The organism is Brevundimonas sp. SGAir0440 (genome assembly GCF_005484585.1).
Classification (GTDB): domain Bacteria; phylum Pseudomonadota; class Alphaproteobacteria; order Caulobacterales; family Caulobacteraceae; genus Brevundimonas.
The window spans coordinates 3,049,488-3,067,204 of the sequence record NZ_CP039435.1 but is presented as its reverse complement, the minus strand read 5'-3'; the positions used below and the strand labels follow the sequence as shown (position 1 = coordinate 3,067,204).

At 65.8% G+C, this 17,717-nt stretch carries 19 protein-coding genes and 1 riboswitch; of the genes, 6 read left to right on the top strand and 13 right to left on the bottom strand.

Annotation, left to right across the window (positions count from 1 at the left end):
- Window positions 1–8: 8 nt before the first annotated feature.
- The 6 genes from E7T10_RS15150 to E7T10_RS15130 all read right to left on the bottom strand — a co-directional run bounded on the left by E7T10_RS15150 (window position 9) and on the right by E7T10_RS15130 (window position 5,487).
- Window positions 9–725, bottom strand: coding sequence for a TorF family putative porin (locus tag E7T10_RS15150; protein WP_137722437.1), 717 nt, complete (start codon window positions 723–725; stop codon window positions 9–11).
- Window positions 718–873, bottom strand: a complete 156-nt coding sequence (locus tag E7T10_RS15820; protein ID WP_168189964.1) for a hypothetical protein — start codon at window positions 871–873, stop codon at window positions 718–720. Before E7T10_RS15820 ends, E7T10_RS15150 begins: the two co-directional genes overlap by 8 nt.
- A complete protein-coding gene (gene kdpB / locus E7T10_RS15145; RefSeq protein WP_137722436.1) occupies window positions 873–2,939 on the bottom strand; it encodes a potassium-transporting ATPase subunit KdpB in 2,067 nt (688 codons plus the stop codon). Before kdpB ends, E7T10_RS15820 begins: the two co-directional genes overlap by 1 nt.
- 18 nt (window positions 2,940–2,957) lie before the next feature.
- Entirely contained in the window at window positions 2,958–4,667 is a 1,710-nt protein-coding gene (gene kdpA / locus E7T10_RS15140) for a potassium-transporting ATPase subunit KdpA (RefSeq protein WP_137722435.1), read from the bottom strand.
- Window positions 4,668–4,685: 18 nt separating this feature from the next.
- Window positions 4,686–4,775: a potassium-transporting ATPase subunit F gene (locus E7T10_RS15135; protein ID WP_105625212.1), complete on the bottom strand. Its 90-nt coding sequence runs from the start codon at window positions 4,773–4,775 to the stop codon at window positions 4,686–4,688.
- 349 nt (window positions 4,776–5,124) lie between these two features.
- Window positions 5,125–5,487: a hypothetical protein gene (locus E7T10_RS15130; protein ID WP_137722434.1), complete on the bottom strand. Its 363-nt coding sequence runs from the start codon at window positions 5,485–5,487 to the stop codon at window positions 5,125–5,127.
- Between the two features lie 228 nt (window positions 5,488–5,715).
- Between E7T10_RS15130 and E7T10_RS15125 the strand changes: the two genes are divergently transcribed.
- Genes E7T10_RS15125 through E7T10_RS15115 form a run of 3 tightly spaced genes read left to right on the top strand, consistent with a single transcriptional unit; the run spans window position 5,716 to window position 8,185 of the window.
- Window positions 5,716–6,051: a hypothetical protein gene (locus E7T10_RS15125; RefSeq protein ID WP_055806585.1), complete on the top strand. Its 336-nt coding sequence runs from the start codon at window positions 5,716–5,718 to the stop codon at window positions 6,049–6,051.
- Window positions 6,051–6,731: a response regulator transcription factor gene (locus E7T10_RS15120; RefSeq protein ID WP_137722433.1), complete on the top strand. Its 681-nt coding sequence runs from the start codon at window positions 6,051–6,053 to the stop codon at window positions 6,729–6,731. The genes E7T10_RS15125 and E7T10_RS15120 overlap by 1 nt, the downstream gene beginning before the upstream one ends.
- Window positions 6,728–8,185 (top strand): sensor histidine kinase, encoded by a 1,458-nt coding sequence (locus E7T10_RS15115; protein ID WP_137722432.1) that lies wholly within the window; start codon window positions 6,728–6,730, stop codon window positions 8,183–8,185. The genes E7T10_RS15120 and E7T10_RS15115 overlap by 4 nt, the downstream gene beginning before the upstream one ends.
- Here E7T10_RS15115 and E7T10_RS15110 read toward each other — a convergent pair.
- Window positions 8,182–8,880: a Crp/Fnr family transcriptional regulator gene (locus E7T10_RS15110; protein ID WP_137722431.1), complete on the bottom strand. Its 699-nt coding sequence runs from the start codon at window positions 8,878–8,880 to the stop codon at window positions 8,182–8,184. The two genes, E7T10_RS15115 and E7T10_RS15110, sit on opposite strands and share 4 nt — an antisense overlap.
- A 125-nt stretch (window positions 8,881–9,005) precedes the next feature.
- Window positions 9,006–9,188: a hypothetical protein gene (locus E7T10_RS15105; RefSeq protein ID WP_045811576.1), complete on the bottom strand. Its 183-nt coding sequence runs from the start codon at window positions 9,186–9,188 to the stop codon at window positions 9,006–9,008.
- A gap of 131 nt (window positions 9,189–9,319) precedes the next feature.
- Between E7T10_RS15105 and E7T10_RS15100 the strand changes: the two genes are divergently transcribed.
- Together E7T10_RS15100 and E7T10_RS15095 are read left to right on the top strand one after the other, a co-directional pair.
- Window positions 9,320–10,177 (top strand): DUF1206 domain-containing protein, encoded by an 858-nt coding sequence (locus E7T10_RS15100; RefSeq protein WP_137722430.1) that lies wholly within the window; start codon window positions 9,320–9,322, stop codon window positions 10,175–10,177.
- Between the two features lie 67 nt (window positions 10,178–10,244).
- Entirely contained in the window at window positions 10,245–10,910 is a 666-nt protein-coding gene (locus tag E7T10_RS15095; protein WP_137722429.1) for a DsbA family oxidoreductase, read from the top strand.
- 57 nt (window positions 10,911–10,967) lie between these two features.
- Here the strand turns inward: E7T10_RS15095 and E7T10_RS15090 are convergent, their stop codons facing one another.
- The 4 genes from E7T10_RS15090 to thiC all read right to left on the bottom strand — a co-directional run bounded on the left by E7T10_RS15090 (window position 10,968) and on the right by thiC (window position 16,542).
- Window positions 10,968–11,846: a hypothetical protein gene (locus E7T10_RS15090; RefSeq protein ID WP_137722428.1), complete on the bottom strand. Its 879-nt coding sequence runs from the start codon at window positions 11,844–11,846 to the stop codon at window positions 10,968–10,970.
- Between the two features lie 510 nt (window positions 11,847–12,356).
- Entirely contained in the window at window positions 12,357–13,424 is a 1,068-nt protein-coding gene (locus E7T10_RS15085; RefSeq protein ID WP_137722427.1) for a hypothetical protein, read from the bottom strand.
- 22 nt (window positions 13,425–13,446) lie between these two features.
- Window positions 13,447–14,661, bottom strand: coding sequence for a hypothetical protein (locus E7T10_RS15080; RefSeq protein WP_137722426.1), 1,215 nt, complete (start codon window positions 14,659–14,661; stop codon window positions 13,447–13,449).
- Between the two features lie 48 nt (window positions 14,662–14,709).
- On the bottom strand, window positions 14,710–16,542 hold the full coding sequence (gene thiC / locus E7T10_RS15075) for a phosphomethylpyrimidine synthase ThiC (protein ID WP_137722678.1): 1,833 nt from the start codon (window positions 16,540–16,542) through the stop codon (window positions 14,710–14,712).
- A gap of 140 nt (window positions 16,543–16,682) precedes the next feature.
- Window positions 16,683–16,791: riboswitch (TPP riboswitch) on the bottom strand.
- A 133-nt stretch (window positions 16,792–16,924) separates the two neighbouring features.
- Here thiC and E7T10_RS15070 point away from each other — a divergent pair.
- Window positions 16,925–17,332, top strand: coding sequence for a BLUF domain-containing protein (locus tag E7T10_RS15070; RefSeq protein WP_137722425.1), 408 nt, complete (start codon window positions 16,925–16,927; stop codon window positions 17,330–17,332).
- Window positions 17,333–17,339: 7 nt separating this feature from the next.
- On the opposite strand, the gene E7T10_RS15065 is transcribed toward E7T10_RS15070, so the two are convergent.
- Window positions 17,340–17,717, bottom strand: coding sequence for a hypothetical protein (locus E7T10_RS15065; RefSeq protein ID WP_137722424.1), 378 nt, complete (start codon window positions 17,715–17,717; stop codon window positions 17,340–17,342).

Sequence of the window (17,717 nt, the reverse complement as noted above, 5' to 3'; positions counted from 1 at the left end):
TCGTCGCCTCAGAAGGTCGCCTTCAGCGTGGCTACGGCGCGCGCGCCGTAGATGTCGCCGAAGTCGTGTTGGTCGGTGTCGTGATAGCGCAGGTCCAGCGCCAGAGTGTCGGTCAGCTGATAGGCCGCGCCCAGGTTCCAGGTGGTGTAGTCCAGGTCCGACGACACCCACTGACGCCCGACGGCGCCCGAGACGGTCCATTTGTCGGCCGGGCTGACCGCGCCGTTGACCTCGGCATAGGTCGCCTCGTCCTCGGCCGCGCCGAAGAAGTCGGGCGAATAATAGACGGCGGCGCCCAGGGTCGCGGGGCCAAAAGCGCGCGAGGCGGCGGCTTTGAACTCGACATAGTCATAGTCGGCGCCGTCGGGCTGACCGGCGTAGAGATAGCCGATCACGCCAAAGTCCAGCGCATAGCCGGCGACCTCGGGCCGATAGCCGGCATAAAGATCGACCTCGGCGTCCGTGTCGTCGCCGAAATCGACGTTGGAGGCCCAGCCGCCGGCGTAGAAGCCGTTCCTGGTCAGATCGACGCCGGCCGAGAGGGCGGGGTTTTCCTGGGTCTGGCTGACCCCGCGGAAGACGTAGTCGGAGGTGACGGCGACGTTCGCCGACACGTCCTGGGCCTTGGCTTCGCTGCACAGGCCCAGACCGGCGAGGCCGACGATACAGGCGGCGGCGAACCAGGCGTCGTTGCGGCCCGAGGCCTTGGAGAAGGATTTACGCATTGGATTTCTCTATTCGAACAGGATGAATGGCCATGGGGTTGGAGCGCGTGCGCGGATTGGTCTGCTGCAGCGTCGCCACGCCCCACATCACGGCGATGACCAGCACCGCCACGACGAGTTGCAGGATGCGAGAGACCTCCCGACGCATCACGCCAGACCCAGGCCGGAGATGAGCAGGTCGATCAGCTTGATGCCGACGAACGGGGCGATCAGGCCGCCCAGGCCGTAGATCAGCAGGTTGCGACCCAGAAGCGCGCCGGCGCCGATGGCCCGGTATTTGACGCCCTTCAGCGCCAGCGGGATCAGGGCGACGATGACCAGGGCGTTGAAGATCACCGCCGACAGGATGGCGCTCTCGGGGCTGTGCAGACGCATGACGTTCAGCGCGCCGAGCGATGGCAGGGCCAACACGAACATCGCCGGGATGATGGCGAAATATTTGGCCACGTCGTTGGCGACCGAGAAGGTCGTCAGGGCGCCGCGCGTGATCAGCAGTTGCTTGCCGACCTCGACGATCTCGATGACCTTGGTGGGGTCGCTGTCCAGATCGACCATGTTGCCGGCCTCGCGTGCGGCCTGGGCGCCGGTCTGCATGGCCACGCCGACATCGGCCTGGGCCAGGGCCGGGGCGTCGTTGGCGCCGTCGCCGCACATGGCGACAAGGCGACCCTTGGCCTGTTCGGCCTTGATCAGGCGCATCTTGTCCTCGGGCGTCGCCTCGGCGAGGTAGTCGTCCACCCCGGCCTCCGAAGCGATGGCGGCGGCGGTCACCGGATTGTCGCCGGTGATCATGACGGTGCGCAGGCCCATGCGGCGCAGGTCGGCGAAGCGCGCCTTCACGCCCGGCTTGACCACGTCCTTCAGGTGAATGACGCCGACCAGGACGCCATTCTGGGTCACGGCCAGGGGCGTGCCGCCCGAGCGGGCGATCCGGTCGACGGCCTGGCGGAACTCGGCCGGGGCCGCGCCGTCGGTCAGGTTCAGATCCTTCAGCACCGCATCGACCGCGCCCTTCCTCCAACTGTCCTTGCCGACGTCCAGGCCCGACTGGCGGGTGACGGCGGTGAAGGGAATGGCGACGGCGCCGGCGGGCTGATCGACCGAGACGCCGGCGTTGCGGCCCAGCTCGACGATGGAGCGGCCCTCGGGCGTTTCGTCGGCGAGCGACGCCATGACGGCGGCTGCCAGGGCGGCCTCGGGGCGCACGCCGGGAACCGGGATGACCTCGGTCGCCATGCGGTTGCCGAAGGTGATGGTGCCGGTCTTGTCGAGCAGCAGGGTGTCGACGTCGCCTGCCGCCTCCACCGCACGGCCCGAGGTGGCCAGTACGTTCACCTTCAGCAACCGGTCCATGCCGGCGATGCCGACGGCGGACAGCAGGCCCCCGATCGTGGTCGGGATCAGGGTGATGAACAGAGCGCCCAGCACCATCGGATCCAGATCGACGCCGGAATAGGCGCCCAGGCCCACCAGGGTCACGACCGCGATCAGGAAGATAAGCGTCAGGCCGGCCAGCAGCACGGCCAGGGCCAGCTCGTTCGGCGTCTTTCTGCGATCCGCGCCCTCGACCATGGCGATCATGCGATCGAGGAAGGTCGAGCCGGGCTTGGCGGTGATGCGCACCTTGATCCAGTCCGAGACGACGGTCGTGCCGCCGGTGACGGCGGAACGGTCGCCGCCGCTTTCGCGGATCACCGGGGCGCTCTCGCCGGTGATGGCGGCCTCATTGACCGAGGCGACGCCCTCGACGATCTCGCCGTCCGAGGCGATCACGTCGCCGGCCTCGACAAGGATGATCGATCCGACTTCAAGCTCCGAGGCGTTGGTCGGGACCACGCTGCCGGTCTTCGGATCGACGATCAGCTTGGCCTTGGTGGTGACGCGGGTGGCGCGCAAGGAATCGGCCGCCGCCTTGCCGCGCCCTTCGGCGATGCTCTCGGCGACATTGGCGAACAGAACCGTGGCCCACAGCCACAGCGCCAGTTGCACCGCAAAGCCCGCCGACTGACCGCCCGCGATGGCCGCCGCCGCCGAGAGCGTGGACAGCAGCGCCACGATCCAGGTGGTGAAGATGACTGGGTTGTTGACCAGCTTGACGGGGTTCAGCTTGACGAAGGCGTCGCCGACGGCGCGTCCGATCATCTGTCCCGAGAGGCCGCCCGCGAGAGGCGACGCACGGCCGCCCTCGCGCGGATCCAGAGTTATTTGTGTCATGTCAGGATGTCCGAAGGATCAGGCGCCGGCGACCGCCGCAAGCACCTGGAAGTGCTCGACGATCGGTCCCAGGGCGAGGGCGGGCAGGAACTGCAGGCCGCCAAGGATGAGGATCACGCCGATCAGCAGGCCGATGAACAGGCCATTGTCGGTCGGCAGGGTGCCGGGGCTGGGCGCCAGCTTGGGCTTGGCCACCAGACTGCCGGCGATGGCCAAAACGGCGACGGCCGGAATGAACCGCCCGAACAGCATCCCCAGACCCAGGGTCGTGTTCCACCAGGGGGCGTTGGCGGTCAGGCCCGCAAAGGCCGAGCCGTTGTTCGCCGCCGCCGAGGTGTAGGCGTAGAGGATCTCCGACAGGCCGTGCGGCCCCTTGTTCAGCAGGCCCGCCAGCGCCGTCGGGAAGACGGCCGACACGGCGGTGAAACCCAGGATGGCCAGCGGCAGGATCAGCACCGCGATCATGGCGAACTGGATCTCGCGCGCCTCGATCTTCTTGCCCAGATACTCGGGGGTGCGCCCGACCATCAGGCCGGCGACGAAGACCGACAGCAGGGCCATGACCACCATGATGGCGATGCCCGATCCGATCCCGCCGGGCAGGATCTCGCCCAACTGCATCAGGAACATCTGCAACCCGCCGCCCAAGGGCATGAAGCTGGCGTGCATGGCGTTGACCGAGCCGTTCGAGGCGCCGGTGGTGACCACGGACCAGACGGTCGAGGCCGGCGCGCCAAAGCGGACCTCCTTGCCCTCCATATTGACCGAGGCGTCGACCTGGGCCGCGACCAGGGCGGGGGCCGGCTGGGTCTCGATCACATACATGGCCGCGCTGGCGGCGCTCAGCAGGATCAGGGCGGCCGCCGCCAGGGCGCGGATGTCGCGTCCTGCCATGGCGGTACGGCCGAAGGCGAAGAAGGCCGCCCAGCCCATGACGTTGATCGCCACGGCAGTCAGCAGATTGGTGATGGCGTTCGGGTTCTCGAACGGATGGGCGCCGTTGACGTTGAAGACGCCGCCGCCGTTGATGCCCAGCTGTTTGATCGCCACCTGGCTGGCCGCCGGGAACAGCGGCAAGGTCTGGGATCCGCCCTCGACGCCGGTCGCCATCACATGGGCCGCCAGGCTCTGGACGATGCCTAGACCCGACAGGGCCACGGCCAGGATCAGGGCGGCGGGCAGCAGGACGTACAGGGTCGTGCGTGTCAGATCGGCCCAGAAGTTGCCGACCCCCTCGCCGCGATTGGCCACGAAGGCGCGCGCCAGGGCCGCTGCGATCGTCGCGCCCGTCGCCGCCGAGACGAAGTTCTGCACCGTCAGCCCGACCATCTGGGTGAAGGTCGAGAGCGTCGCTTCCCCGCCATAGCTCTGCCAGTTGGTGTTGGTCACGAAGCTGACGGCGGTGTTGAAGGCCAGATGCGGCGACACGCCCGCGAACCCTTGCGGGTTCAGCGGCAGCACGCCCTGCAGACGCAGGATCGCATACAGCAGGACAAAGCCCGCCAGGTTGAAGGCCAACAGGGCGCCGGCGTATCCCAGCCAGCCCTGGCTGCGTTTCGGATCGACGCCGGCGGCGCCGTAGAAGACGGCCTCGACCGGCTTCAGCACCGGGTCCAGCCAGGTCCGCTCGCCATTCCAGACGCGCGACATATAAACGCCGATGGGCCAGCCGAGCATTACGGCCAGCCCAAGGGTCAGGGCGATCTCGCCCCATCCTTGCATGTTCATGAAATCCGTCCCGGTTCCTCAGAACCGCTCGGGTCGCAGCAGCGCCGCGACCATATAAACGGCGACGACCAGCGCCCCCGCCCCCCAGAGCATGGCGATCATCGTCATACCCGTTTCAACGCTGTGGCCAGCAAGGCGAAGACGGCGAACGCCCCCGCACCCACCGCCAGAAAAATCACATCGGCCAATCCGGCCTCCTCGCTCAAGTTCGAGCGGGAACAGACCACCGGGCGGCATAATGGCGCGATGCGAGTCCGGGCCGCCGACCTAAAGGATTCATAAAACAGAGAAGCTGGGTCGGTCGCAGCGCGGGCGACGTGTGAAGGGCCGGCGGGCGGACTTTCCAATGCAGGGACGCGCTTCAGGATGCGCCGCGCAGCCCCGGCCGTGCGGCTTCAGATCAAATAAGAAAAGCGCGGCCTTGCGGCCGCGCTTCCAACTGTCTTCGTCGAGATGATCAGCCGCGACGGTTGTCGTAATCGCGGCGTTCGTAGCGGATCTGGGCCGAGAGGCGGTCGAAGCGACGGTCCAGGTCCTGGCGCTCCCAGGCGGTCAGGCCGCCGCGGCGGTAGTTGGCCTCCAGGCGCAGCAGGCTGTTGAACTCTCCGCGCAGACGGGTGGCTTCGCGGCGGCTCAGTTGGCCGTTGCGGACGCCCTGATCGATGCGGCGATCCAGGTTGGCCTGGCGGGCGTTGATCGACTGCCACGAGCCATAGCTCGCGTGATGGGGCGGGGCCGGGCGGTGGTAGGACTGGGCGAAGGACGGCGCGGCGACCGAGGCGGCGACCAGGGCGATGGCGGGGACGATGAGCTTGCGCATGGCGATCTCCTCAAATGTTCTGCCGGTCGGGGTGACCAGCGATGAAGGCATTTGAGCACCCGGCGACTGAGCCGGTTCTGAACAGGATCGATCAGGTTCGGTTCATCTGGATGAAAAGGACGTCACGCCGCCGTCTTCGGATTTGGTCTCCGGTTTGGAGCAGCGTTCGCTTTAAACTATACGACGTATTCAGCGCCCGTTCAGATGATCGGGACTAGATCGGTCGCCATGTTTCGTAAACCCGCCCCTCTCCTGATCGCCCCTCCGGCTTTGGCTCTGGCTCTCGGTCTGGCCTTTGCGCCCGTCATGACGACGTCGGCGCAGGCCCAGTCGCGCGACCAGGATCAGCGCTCGCAGGACCGTGGTCCGCGCGTCAGTCCCGACGAGGCCCGTCGTCGTGGCGGCGAGGCCGGCGGCGGTCGCCCGATCGACACCCAACCGCGCCGCGACGGCAACTATTCCGTCCTGGTCGAACGCGACGGACGCGTGCGCGAGGTCGTGGTCGACGGCCAGACCGGACAGGCGCGTCCCGACAACAACAATCAACGTCGCAGGCCGAACTGATGCGCGTGCTTCTGGTCGAGGACGACGCGGATTTGTCGCGTCAGCTTAAGGCGGCGCTGGGCGACGCGGGCTATGCCGTGGACCATGCGCCGGACGGCGAGGAAGCCCATTATCTGGGCGAGAACGAACCCTATGACGTCATCGTCCTGGATCTGGGCCTGCCCAAGATTGACGGCGTGTCGGTGCTGGAGCGCTGGCGGCGCGAGGGCAAGACGACGCCGGTTTTGATCCTGACGGCGCGCGGCGCCTGGTCGGACAAGGTGGCGGGCTTCGACGCCGGGGCCGACGACTATCTGACCAAGCCCTTCCATACCGAAGAGCTGCTGGCGCGCCTGCGGGCGCTGTTGCGCCGTTCGGCTGGCATCGCCTCGGCGACCCTGTCGTGCGGCGGCCTGCGGCTGGATCCGCGCGCGGCGCGGGCCAGCGTCAATGGCGAGCCCCTGCGCCTGACCTCGCTGGAATACCGGCTGCTGCACTACATGATGATGCATCAGGGCCGCGTCATCAGCCGCACCGAACTGGTCGAGCACCTCTACGATCAGGACTTCGACCGCGATTCCAATACCATTGACGTCTTCATCGGCCGGGTGCGCAAGAAGGTCGGATCGGACCGCATCGAGACCGTGCGGGGCCTCGGCTATCGGCTGACGCCGCTGGCGGGCGAATCCGACCCGGCGTGACCGAGGCGACGGCTTCGAAACCCAATGCCGACGGGCTCCACGACTGGGGTCGCTGGTTCGGTCGTCCCGGTCGCTCCCTGACGCGCCGGCTGATCTGGCTGGCCTCGGCCTGGATCCTCGTCGCTCTGGTGATTTCGGCGCTGGTGCTGACCCAGGCGTTTCAGGAATCCGCCCTGCGGCGTCTGGGCGCGATGCTGAACGAGACGATCGACGAGATCGTGGTCGGCGCCAGTCGCACGCCGCAAGGCGAAGCCATTCCGCAAATCCAGGACGCCAGAACCCTGCGTCTGCTGTCGGGCAAATACTGGCAGATCATGGAGGTTCGCCCCGACGGACGGCTGGTCAGCCTGGCGCGTTCGACCTCGCTGTGGCGTTATGACCTGGCTCTGCCCGCTGACCTGCCCGCGCGTCTGGATGCGGCCTTCGGCGACGTCATCACCTTCAACACCACCGGCCCCAAGGACGACGCCGAGACGCGCGAGCCGCTGCGCGTCGCCGCCAGCATGAAGTCCATCCCGCGGCACGAACATCCGGTCATCTTCATCGCCGCGCTGGATCGTTCCGACGTCGACGCCGACACGCGCCAGCTCGCGCGCGTGACCTGGATCGCCTTCCTCATCTTGGGCCTCGGACTGGTATCGGCGGTCTTCATCCAGGTGCGCATCGGCCTGCGTCCCCTGTTCGACCTGCGCAACGAGATCGCGGACGTACGCAAGGGCAAGTCCGCCCGGATCGGCCGCTCCTATCCTCAGGAAATCCAGCCTTTGGCCGAGCAGGTGAACCGCCTGCTGGATCACAATCAGGAAGTCGTGGATCGCCAGCGCACTCACGTCGGCAATCTGGCCCATGCGCTGAAGACTCCGATCTCGGTCATGCTGGCCGAGGCGGGGACGAGCGAGGGCGATCTGCCCGAACTGGTGCGGCGCCAGACCAAGATCATGCAGGGCCAGGTCGATCACCACCTGCGCCGCGCCCGCGCCGCCGCCCGCGCCGCCCACGGTCTGGGCGAGACCACGCCCGTCGCCGAGGTGCTGGACGAACTGGCGGTCATGATCGAACAGGTGTTCCGCGACAAGAACGTCGAGATCGACTGGCGTGCGCCCGACAGCCTGTCCTTCCTGGGCGAGCGTCAGGATTTGCAGGAAATCCTGGGCAATCTGATCGAGAACGCCGCCAAATTCTCGGAACGCCGGGTGCGCGTTTCGGCGGGCGGCAGCGGCCTGGGGCAGATGATCCTGGTGGTCGAGGACGACGGCGCGGGGCTGCCGGCGGATCAGCGCGACACGGTCATGCAGCGCGGCGCGCGGCTGGACGAGAGCGCGCCGGGTTCGGGCCTGGGCCTGTCGATCGTGGACGACCTGACGCGCGCCTATGGCGGTCGGCTGATGCTGTCGGACAGCGACATGGGCGGGCTGAAGGCGGTGCTCGAACTGCCGGCCGCCCAGGTCGACTAGGGCTGCAGGTCGTCGCCCCGGCGGTAGCATTCGCATGCCGCCCGCTCCAAGGCGGCGCGATCCAGCACCGTGATCCGGCCGCGCGAATAGGCGATGGCCCCCGCCTTCTGAAGCCCCTGCGCCGCCTCGTTCACCGTGGTCCGCTGCGAGCCCAGCATGGAGGCCAGATACTCCTGCGTCAGGTTCAGGGTGTCGCCCTCGACCCGATCGTGGCAGCGCAGCAGCCATTTGGCGAACCGCTGCCCGGCGTGGTGCAGGGCGTTGCAGGCGGCCGATTGCTCCAACTCGCCCTGAAGCCGCGCCATATAGTCGGCGACGGCGTCGCGCACGCCCGGCCGTTGGGCCGAGAGAGCGCGGAACTTGGCGGCGTCCACCCGGCGGGCCGTACCAGCGACCTGGGCGACGCTCCGGGTATGGGCATGGTGCGGCACGACCGAGGCGACGACGCCCAGCACGCCCTCGCGCCCGATCATCACAGTCTCCACGGTCCGGCCGTCCTCCAGCACTGCGACCGACGAGCAGAAGCCGCTGTCAATGAAATGCAGGTGTTCGATGGGGTCGTCAGGCTCGCTGAACACATGGCCGGGCGCGAAGTCCACCGGGGTGGCGATGGCGAGGAGTGCGTCGCGATCGTCGGGGTTCAGCCCTTGGATCAATCGGTTGCCAGGCGAGAGGCGGTTCATGAGTTCGCGCATAAGGCGATCTGAGCGTGGCGTCTGTCGAAACTCGACACAGCGTTGCTATATATCACGCGGCTTTCTGGGGAAAAGTCGTGTCTTTACCGCGTTGTGTACGCGATCGGGCAGAGGGTGATCGAGGCTCAGCGGGTGACGCGGCCGACCAGGCGGCCAGCTTCCAGCACTTCGACACCCGTGCAGGAGGCGTGACGCGATAGTTGAGACCGCGCGGCTTCCAGCGCCGCCGCATCGTCGGCGCCGTCGAAGAAGTCGAGCATCGGACGGCGATCCGCCTCGTCGAAGAAGTGAAACTCGTAGATGTTCAAGCGAACGGCTCCCCAAGGGCGCGAACCCTAGCGGCATACGCCCGTCGGAGTCTGTCGGATGTCGACACAGGGTCTAAGCGGAGCTTTTGCCGAGGCCGACGCGTTGAGGGCGTCCTGACGTGGGAGACATCATGAACGCCGCCAAGACCCTTCGCCTGCCGCCGCTGGCGACCCTGATCGAATGGGCGGCGCGGGTCGGCTATGGGGCGCGGGGCTTCGTTTACCTGTCGGCCGGTGCGCTGACCCTGCTGGCGGCGACCGACCGGATCGGCGATGCTGTGGGGACCAGCGGGGCGGCGGGCTGGCTGGCCGAGCAGCCGTTCGGCAAGGTCTGGTTGGTGCTGCTGGGGCTGGGGCTTTGGGCCTTCGTCGGCTGGCGGGTGTTGCAGGCGGTGTTCGACGCGGACCATGAAGGGACGGACCTGAAGGGGTGGACGACCCGGGCGGGCCAGGCCGTCAGCGGCCTGTTCTATGGCGTGCTGGCGTCGGGGGTGTTCGAATATCTGGACGAGTTCGGCGAGGCGACCAGCGCATCCTCCGCCCAAGCCGAGAGCGTGGCCGAGAACCAGGAGAAGGCGGCCATGCTGCTGGGGATGCCGTTCGGAGAGGTGCTGCTGATCGGAGCGGGGCTGGTGGTACTGGGCGTCGGCGTCGGCAATATCGTCAGGGCCATCCGCGACGACTTCGACGACGCCCTGGCCTGCCCCAAGGCCTTCTGCGGCACGGCGACGGCGCTGGCGCGGGCGGGCTATGCGGCGCGCGGGTTCGCCTACCTGCCCTTGGGCGTGTTCGTGGTTCTGGCGGGGCTGCATGCACGCTCGGGCGAGGTGACGACGACGGCGGCGGCGCTGGATGCGCTGGAGGCCCAGCCGGGCGGATCGTGGATCCTGGGGCTGACGGCGGCGGGGCTGATGGCCTTCGGCGCCTTCGCCTTCGTGGAGGCGCGCTGGCGCCGCATTCGTCCGCCCCGGGATTTCAGCCTGGGTTAGCCCTTGCCGGTCGGCGCAGCGTCGCCATATCCGGAAAGCAACACCCGCTGTTCCAGAAGGCCGCGCCATGAACGCTCCGCTCAAGACCCTGAAGATCGACTTCGTCTCCGACGTCGTCTGCCCCTGGTGCGTGGTGGGCCTGGGCGGGCTGGACACGGCCCTGGACGCGCTGAAGGACGAGGGGATCGCCGCCGACATCGCCTTCCAGCCGTTCGAGCTGAACCCCCAGATCGCGCCCGAGGGCGAGAACATCGTCGAACACATCGGCCGCAAATACGGCGCCTCGCCTGAGCAGTCCGCCGCCAACCGCGCCATGATCCGCGAGCGGGCGGGCGAGGTCGGCTTCGACATGCGCATGACCGACGACAGCCGCATCTGGAACACCTTCGACGCCCACCGGCTGCTGCACTGGGCGCACGAGACCGCGCCTGAGAAACAGAAGGCCCTGAAACAAGCGCTGTTCACCGCCCACTTCACCGAGAACAAGAACCTGACCGACGCCGGGGTCCTGACCACCGCCGCCGAAAAGGCCGGGCTGGACCGGGCCGAGGCGGGCGAGGTGCTGGCCTCGGGCCGCTACGCCCAGGCCGTGCGCCAGGCCGAGGACCTGTGGCGCGCACGCGGCATCACCTCGGTCCCGGCCGTGGTGGTCGAGGGCAAATACCTGATCTCGGGCGGCCAGCCGGCCTCGGTGTTCGAAGAGGCCCTGCGCAAGATCGCGTCGGAGGTGTGAGCGAAGAGTGGCGAGTGGTTAGTGGCGAGTGGTTAGCGGCGCTCTCGCCACTCGCCACTAACCACTCGCCACTGCCCCTGAAAAAACACCGTCTATTTCGTCTAATTCGTCTGATCTTGGGGCCGGTTTCAGGTCGTCCAGCGCCTTGAGGCGGGCCATCAGGGTGTCGCGGCCGGCGTAGTCGCCGCGTTTGAGGGCGCAGGCCTCGCGGGCGATCTGGCCGACCTGTTCGGCGACGGCGGCGGCGCGTTCGCCCAGGTCGGGCTCCTTGGCCGGCACCGGGGGCGGCGCCGGCGGCTTCGGCGGGGGCGCAGACGAAGGTGCGGGCGGGGCGGCCGCCATCCGGGTCAGGTCGGCGTGCAGCCGCACCCAGCGCGCGGCCTCCAGCGCGCGCCCGGCCTGAAGCGCCCGGTTCAGCCGCACCAGGGCGTGGGCCGCCATGGCGCCGTAGTCGGGCAAGCCGTCGGCCGTCTCGGCCTCCAGGTCGATCGGCTCGCGCAGCGGATCGGGCTGATCCTCGCGCCGCCAGCCCGCGTCCTTGGCGCGGGCGCGAAAGGTGCTGACCGCCATGCCATAGACGGCGCTGACCTCCTCGGCCGTGGAGCCGGCCAGATAGGCCGTGCCCGCTGCTTCCCACGCCTCTTTCGACAGGCGGCGATAGGCCCGGTTCTGCACCCGGTCGGCCGCGCGCGCGGCGGGGTCCGAGGTGACCAGATCGGGCAGCCGCAACAGATGCATCGGCAGGCCGTGCGCGCGCCAGAAGGCCGCCTCGGCCTCGGGCGAGGAATCATGATGCAGGGCGTCGCGATACGTCTGCTCCAGACCCGCCTCGCGCAGGATGCGGATCTGATCCAGCGCCTGCTGGGTCATCGCATCGTAAAACGGATCGCGCGGCCCCTCGAACCCGCCGTCGTCATAGCTGTGGTCGTCGTCCATCCCATCCCCGGCCTGTCGCCCGCGCCCGACACAGGACGCCCCGCCAGTCTAAGGCCGCACCGAACCGTGATAGGGTAGAGGGCGTCGATTTCGCGAAAGGCGAGGGATTTCAACGGACGGGGCAGGGACGTCGTGCATAGGTAGGAGGGCTAGCTGTGCATTCCCTCTCCCGTTGGGAGAGGGCTTGAGGCTCGCAGAGCGTCAGCGATGCGCCAGCCAAAAGGGTGAGGGTCGTGCGTCTGCGGCGAGGTCCGACCCTCACCCTTTCGCGCAAGTCTGATCGTCTGAAGGCTCTCAGGCGCTTAAGCCCTCTCCCAACAGGAGAGGGAGGACGCGTCCGGGTCCACGAACCGAAACGCCTCCGCCGCTGACGCAGGAAGCGTTTGATGAAGGTGGTCTTGCCGGTGCCGTTTGGTCCGGCGAGGAGGGCGAGGGTGGGCATGCGGGGAGGGGCGGGGCGAGCAGCCTGCGGCGGTGCTTAAGGAGGTGTTTCGGGGGATGGTTGAATAACTAGGCGGCCAACGGTGGGAAAAATCGTTCGCCGTGCTTCGCGTAAAGTTCGTCCACCAAGTTAATCATTGCATCGGTGATGACGCGCCACTCGGCATCACCCTTCTTCTCGACCTTCGTCGCAGGTCGAAAGTGGACAATACTATTTCTCAGCTTGTAAATGGTTTTCGCGAGCCGTTCCGAGGGCGTGCTCTTCTGATCTTCATCGGCCTCTAAAACGTTGAAGGCAGAGCAGGCGGCCTCAACCGTGCTTGTGTCACATTCCGCGAGCAACCCCGCCAACGCCTCATCTTCCTTCGGCCGCCATCCCAATGACTTCTCAATTTGTCTTGCGAGATCGTGGATTGGCAATTTAGACGGCCAATGTTCGCACAGTTTTATTATGCGAGGAGCTGCGTAAAGCTGTTCGATGCATCTATACAACTCTAGGAACAGGCTGCTCCAATATATTGAGAGCATCCCTTGAAGTAAGTTTTCGAACGGAATATGTGGCGATCCGCCCTCAATGATTCCAACCAAGCTGCGTATATTCTGTTCGCCGAGTTCCAGAGGACCGTCTTCATATGACTGGGCGATCAGTGCCGAAATAACCCGCAGGTTTGACGAATGAAAATCTTCATTTGTGGAGGCTTTGAATACGGCCGCAGGCGGAAAAAGCGCAGCTACCGGCGCGAAGTCATGCCCGACATATCTTCCCTCATCATTTAAAGGAACTATCTCTATTGCATCCTTGATGTCATAGCCGCTGACTGTTCGGCGAGGCTGAATATCGCCTTCAACGATGCATGATTGAAGTATGCCAGGCGTCAACGGGTGTTCGTCCAAGCCGGTTGGCAACTCTTCGAGTTTGGGCAAGCCGAAGACGCAGAAGTATACGCATTCGTTATGGACCAACCTGAATAGCCGTATTTTTCGCGTCACGTCGTAGAAAGTGACTTTGGCCTTGGCCATAAGGTCGGCATCTTCATCCGAATGGCGAGCCAAAAACCTAGTCGTCGTGGGGTCGTTTATCGGTACGCCGAGCGCGTCTGCAAACGCGATAAGCCGCCCGAAAATTACGTTGCTCATAGCCATTCTGTTCCGGGCCACATCAGGCTCTCCAGCACACCTCCATTCGGGGTATGGCGAAATTCTCGTCGATGAGCGCTTTGAATGCAGTTTCGAAGAATGCTCGTTCCTGCCGGCCCACGCCCGACCGTTTCTGGACGCCTATTTTTTCGCTTAGGACGTCCAAACTGAGGAATTGGCCCAGTTCCGCTGGGCTAAGGGTTTCCAGGTGCGCGACCAAGGCCGACGAGCCTGCCTTGAGTCTGTCCATCGCTGCAGCGCTGGCCGCCGGGTCACGATCCATTCCTAGACGTCCGAGAACGCCGACAGCACACGCGACAATGAACCCGACGCGTGCGGGCTGGCTGTCGAAGATGTTGCGACCGAAACGGAATTTGGAGGGCGTCACGCCATCATTAATGTCCGCGCCTTCCATCTGCTCAGCAACAGTATCGTGTCGAGAGAACGCTTTGTCGATATCCACTAGGACTTGTACAATGGGATAGAAGAAATCATTGTACTTTGAGGCTGTAATCGCCTCCGCCATATCGAGGCGAGAGAACTCATCGGCCAGAGATTCTTGGGTGTCTATTTCAGTCTTTCGAAGTCCGAAAGCCAAGTATGCTTCGACTAAACTGTCAGCACTAAATTCGCCACCTTTGTACCGTCGTTCACTTTTCTCCATGGTAAGGAGACGCTCAAAAGTGATGCGCCGCTTCATCTCTTCAATCAAAGGGGCATATACTACTTGAAGTTGACGTTTTAGGTTCCATGGGACCTGTCCCGTGTTGAGGACCAGCATCCGGTATATCAGACTGTCAGTACTTTCTGATATCCAGCACTCTATGCGTACTGTTTGATTGTATACGTTATTCTCATCCTCAGCGGCCGCCATCAACGCTGTCGTTCTTTGCATACCATCAATAATCGAGATGCTTCCCGACCATTCGTCCTTGACGTGATCGAGGATTTTGTTCGCAGGCCAATCCTTCAGGCTGACCATGTCGTCTCTATTCACAACCGCGCCTATGACGACAGGCGGTAGAATGGCACCCTTCTTGATATCGTCGATCATACGTTCGCGAATACGCCGCCCAGATGTAGTTTTCAGGGCCTCGCGTTGGTACTTAATGCCACCCCGGGCGCGATAGGCGTTTTCGACAAGGTTGATGTAATCCCCAACCACCATTGTGGTCATCAAGGACCAACAGTGGACGCGTTCGTCCATCAAGAGGCTTGAATAGGTTGTGTCGCTCATAGGATTCCCCGAATCACTACCCATAGTTAGCGAATGCAGGCGAGAGGGCTAGGGTAGTTTCACCTCCACCACCCCGCCCCCGGCGCGGAACTTCGCGCTCATCTCCGCCATGCCGGCTTCGGCTTCCGACAGGGAGGCGCCGGCGTCGTTCTGGGCGGCGGCGGCGTCGCGGATGTCCTGGCTGATCTTCATCGAGCAGAACTTGGGGCCGCACATGGAGCAGAAGTGGGCGGTCTTGTGGGCCTCCTTGGGCAGGGTGGCGTCGTGGTATTTGCGGGCGGTTTCGGGGTCCAGACCCAAGTTGAACTGATCCTCCCAGCGGAACTCGAACCGGGCGCGTGACAGGGCGTCGTCGTGCAGGCGGGCGGCGGGGTGGCCCTTGGCCAGGTCGGCGGCGTGGGCGGCGATCTTGTAGGTGATGACGCCGTCCTTGACGTCCTGACGATCCGGCAGGCCCAGGTGCTCCTTGGGCGTGACGTAGCAGAGCATGGCCGTGCCGAACCAGCCGATCATGGCCGCGCCGATCGCGGAGGTGATGTGGTCATAGCCCGGGGCGATGTCGGTGGTCAGGGGGCCGAGCGTATAGAAGGGCGCCTCGTGGCAGTGCTTCAGCTGCTCGTCCATATTCTGTTTGATCTTGTGCATCGGCACGTGGCCGGGGCCCTCGATCATGACCTGGCAGCCCTTGGCCCAGGCGATTTTCGTCAGTTCGCCCAGGGTGCGCAGTTCGGCGAACTGGGCCTCGTCATTGGCGTCGGCGATGGAGCCGGGGCGCAGGCCGTCGCCCAGGCTGAAGCTGACGTCATAGGCGCGCATGATGTCGCAGATGTCCTCGAAATGCTCGTAGAGGAAGCTCTCCTTGTGGTGGGCCAGGCACCACTTGGCCATGATGGAGCCGCCTCTGCTGACGATGCCCGTCACCCGCTTGGCTGTCATCGGCACGAAGGGCAGGCGCACGCCCGCGTGGATGGTGAAATAGTCCACGCCCTGTTCGGCCTGTTCGATCAGGGTGTCGCGGAACACCTCCCACGTCAGGTCCTCGGCGACGCCGTTCACCTTCTCCAGCGCCTGATAGATGGGCACGGTGCCGATGGGGACGGACGAGTTCCTGATGATCCAGTCGCGGATGTTGTGGATGTTGCGGCCGGTGCTGAGGTCCATGACGTTGTCGGCGCCCCAGCGGGTGGCCCAGACCAGCTTGTCGACCTCGTCGTCGACGGAGGACAGGACGGCCGAGTTGCCGATGTTCGCATTGATCTTCACCAGGAAGTTGCGGCCGATGATCATCGGCTCGACCTCGGGGTGGTTGATGTTGTGCGGGATGATGGCGCGGCCGCGCGCGATCTCTTGCCGCACGAACTCGGGCGTCACGAAGTCGGGGATGGCGGCGCCGAAGTCCTCGCCGTCGCGGATGCAGGGGCTGTTCTGCTCGCGGCGCAGGTTCTCGCGGATGGCGGCATATTCCATCTCGGGCGTGATGATCCCGGCCTTGGCGTATTCGTACTGGGTCACCGGGCGGCCCTCGACGCCCTTGAAGACGCGGTGGTTGGAGGTGTCGAAGCGCGGGGCCAGATGGCGGCCGGACGCATGGCCGTTGTCCTCGGGCTTGACCTCGCGCGGATTGGCGACCGGGGCGATGTCGCCGCGATCCCGCTGCCAGCTGGATTTGACGTGGGGCAGGCCGCGCTTGATGTCGATGGTCACGGTCGGGTCGGTGTAGGGGCCGGACGAGTCATAGATGGTCACCGGCGGCTCGTTGGCGCTGGGATGGACGGCGACCTCGCGGAAGGGGACGCGGATGTCGGGATAGAGTTCGCCGGCGACATAGACCTTGCGCGAGCCGGCCCGTTCGCCGGTCGGGATGGTCCCAGTCTCGCGCATGACCTGCTCGCGGGCGTCTTTCAGAGCCAACTCGACATTGGGTTCTTCGGGCAGGGCGGGCGGGGTGACTTGGATGTTCATGGCGGCCTCAAACGGTTTGAGGTCCGCCGACGTCGGGCGCGAGGGTCCTGTGACGTCAGGACCGGTAGCGTTACTCATCCCTTCGCCGGCATGACCCGGATCAGGTTCGACGGGTCAGGCGGCTACGCCAATCTCAGCCGCTCGATTGCGACCCCCCGGAGAACGCCTGCAGGCTAACCCGCGTCGCGGCGGATGTCGAGTTGTCCGACACCGCACATAAGTCTCTGTAGGCGCGATGGATTTATTGGGCTATGCGCAAAGCCTGGGCCGGGCGCCGGCGTCGCGTGAGTGAAACGAGGATATGAGCCTGAACCTGGAACGCGTCCTCTACACCAGCCGCGCGCGGGGCAATTCGGACAGCCTGATGATGCAGGTGGACATCCTGGCCACCTCGCAGCGGAACAATGCGCGCGACGACCTGACCGGCGCGCTGCTGATCCACGACGGGCGGTTCCTGCAGGTGCTGGAGGGCGCGGCGCAGGATCTGGATCGGCTGATGACGCGGCTGGCGAGCGATCCGCGCCATGACGAGGTGGTGGTGATCGAGCGTAAGTCGATCCCGGCGCGCGGCTTTTCCGGCTGGGCCATGGCCAGCGTGCGCGTGACCCCGGCGCTGGAGGAGACGCTGCGGGCCACGGTGGACGGCGCCGGCGCGCCCCAGCAGACCGTCGAGCGGATGCAGGACGCGGTGCTGGCCCAGGCGGCCTGAACGCCCCCTAGGGCGCCGACCAGCCCTTGACCGAGACGACCGCCGCGCGCGGATCTGCGTCGAAGCGGAGGAAGGCCTTGGCGTGGCCGTGGCCGGGGACGTAGTCCAGGCTGGCGGTCGCGGTCTGGTCGCCCAGAACCCCTTCGATATCCACGGCGGCGGCGGTGTCGTCGCCGTCGTTCTGGACCCGGACGGTTGCGACCTGGCCTGCGGCGGTGACGTCCACGGCGACGATGCGGGCGCTGAGCGCGGGCGGGGCCGTGGGCTGCAGCGCCTCCCACACCACAATGCCGATGGCGGTCAGGGTGATGACGGCGCCGAGCAGGGCCATGCCCCATTGCAACAGAGGGCGGGTCGACGCGGCGGGCTTTTTCTTTGTGGGCAT

Coding starts and splice junctions, on each gene's coding strand:
- E7T10_RS15820 (WP_168189964.1), bottom strand. CDS start 873: ATGCGTCGGGAGGTCTCTCGCATCCTGCAACTCGTCGTGGCGGTGCTG.
- E7T10_RS15070 (WP_137722425.1), top strand. CDS start 16,925: ATGAGCCTGAACCTGGAACGCGTCCTCTACACCAGCCGCGCGCGGGGC.
- E7T10_RS15080 (WP_137722426.1), bottom strand. CDS start 14,661: ATGAGCGACACAACCTATTCAAGCCTCTTGATGGACGAACGCGTCCAC.
- E7T10_RS15085 (WP_137722427.1), bottom strand. CDS start 13,424: ATGAGCAACGTAATTTTCGGGCGGCTTATCGCGTTTGCAGACGCGCTC.
- E7T10_RS15065 (WP_137722424.1), bottom strand. CDS start 17,717: ATGCCCACAAAGAAAAAGCCCGCCGCGTCGACCCGCCCTCTGTTGCAA.
- E7T10_RS15090 (WP_137722428.1), bottom strand. CDS start 11,846: ATGGACGACGACCACAGCTATGACGACGGCGGGTTCGAGGGGCCGCGC.
- E7T10_RS15095 (WP_137722429.1), top strand. CDS start 10,245: ATGAACGCTCCGCTCAAGACCCTGAAGATCGACTTCGTCTCCGACGTC.
- E7T10_RS15125 (WP_055806585.1), top strand. CDS start 5,716: ATGTTTCGTAAACCCGCCCCTCTCCTGATCGCCCCTCCGGCTTTGGCT.
- E7T10_RS15130 (WP_137722434.1), bottom strand. CDS start 5,487: ATGCGCAAGCTCATCGTCCCCGCCATCGCCCTGGTCGCCGCCTCGGTC.
- E7T10_RS15110 (WP_137722431.1), bottom strand. CDS start 8,880: ATGCGCGAACTCATGAACCGCCTCTCGCCTGGCAACCGATTGATCCAA.
- E7T10_RS15120 (WP_137722433.1), top strand. CDS start 6,051: ATGCGCGTGCTTCTGGTCGAGGACGACGCGGATTTGTCGCGTCAGCTT.
- kdpB (WP_137722436.1), bottom strand. CDS start 2,939: ATGACACAAATAACTCTGGATCCGCGCGAGGGCGGCCGTGCGTCGCCT.
- E7T10_RS15135 (WP_105625212.1), bottom strand. CDS start 4,775: ATGACGATGATCGCCATGCTCTGGGGGGCGGGGGCGCTGGTCGTCGCC.
- E7T10_RS15100 (WP_137722430.1), top strand. CDS start 9,320: ATGAACGCCGCCAAGACCCTTCGCCTGCCGCCGCTGGCGACCCTGATC.
- E7T10_RS15150 (WP_137722437.1), bottom strand. CDS start 725: ATGCGTAAATCCTTCTCCAAGGCCTCGGGCCGCAACGACGCCTGGTTC.
- thiC (WP_137722678.1), bottom strand. CDS start 16,542: ATGCGCGAGACTGGGACCATCCCGACCGGCGAACGGGCCGGCTCGCGC.
- kdpA (WP_137722435.1), bottom strand. CDS start 4,667: ATGAACATGCAAGGATGGGGCGAGATCGCCCTGACCCTTGGGCTGGCC.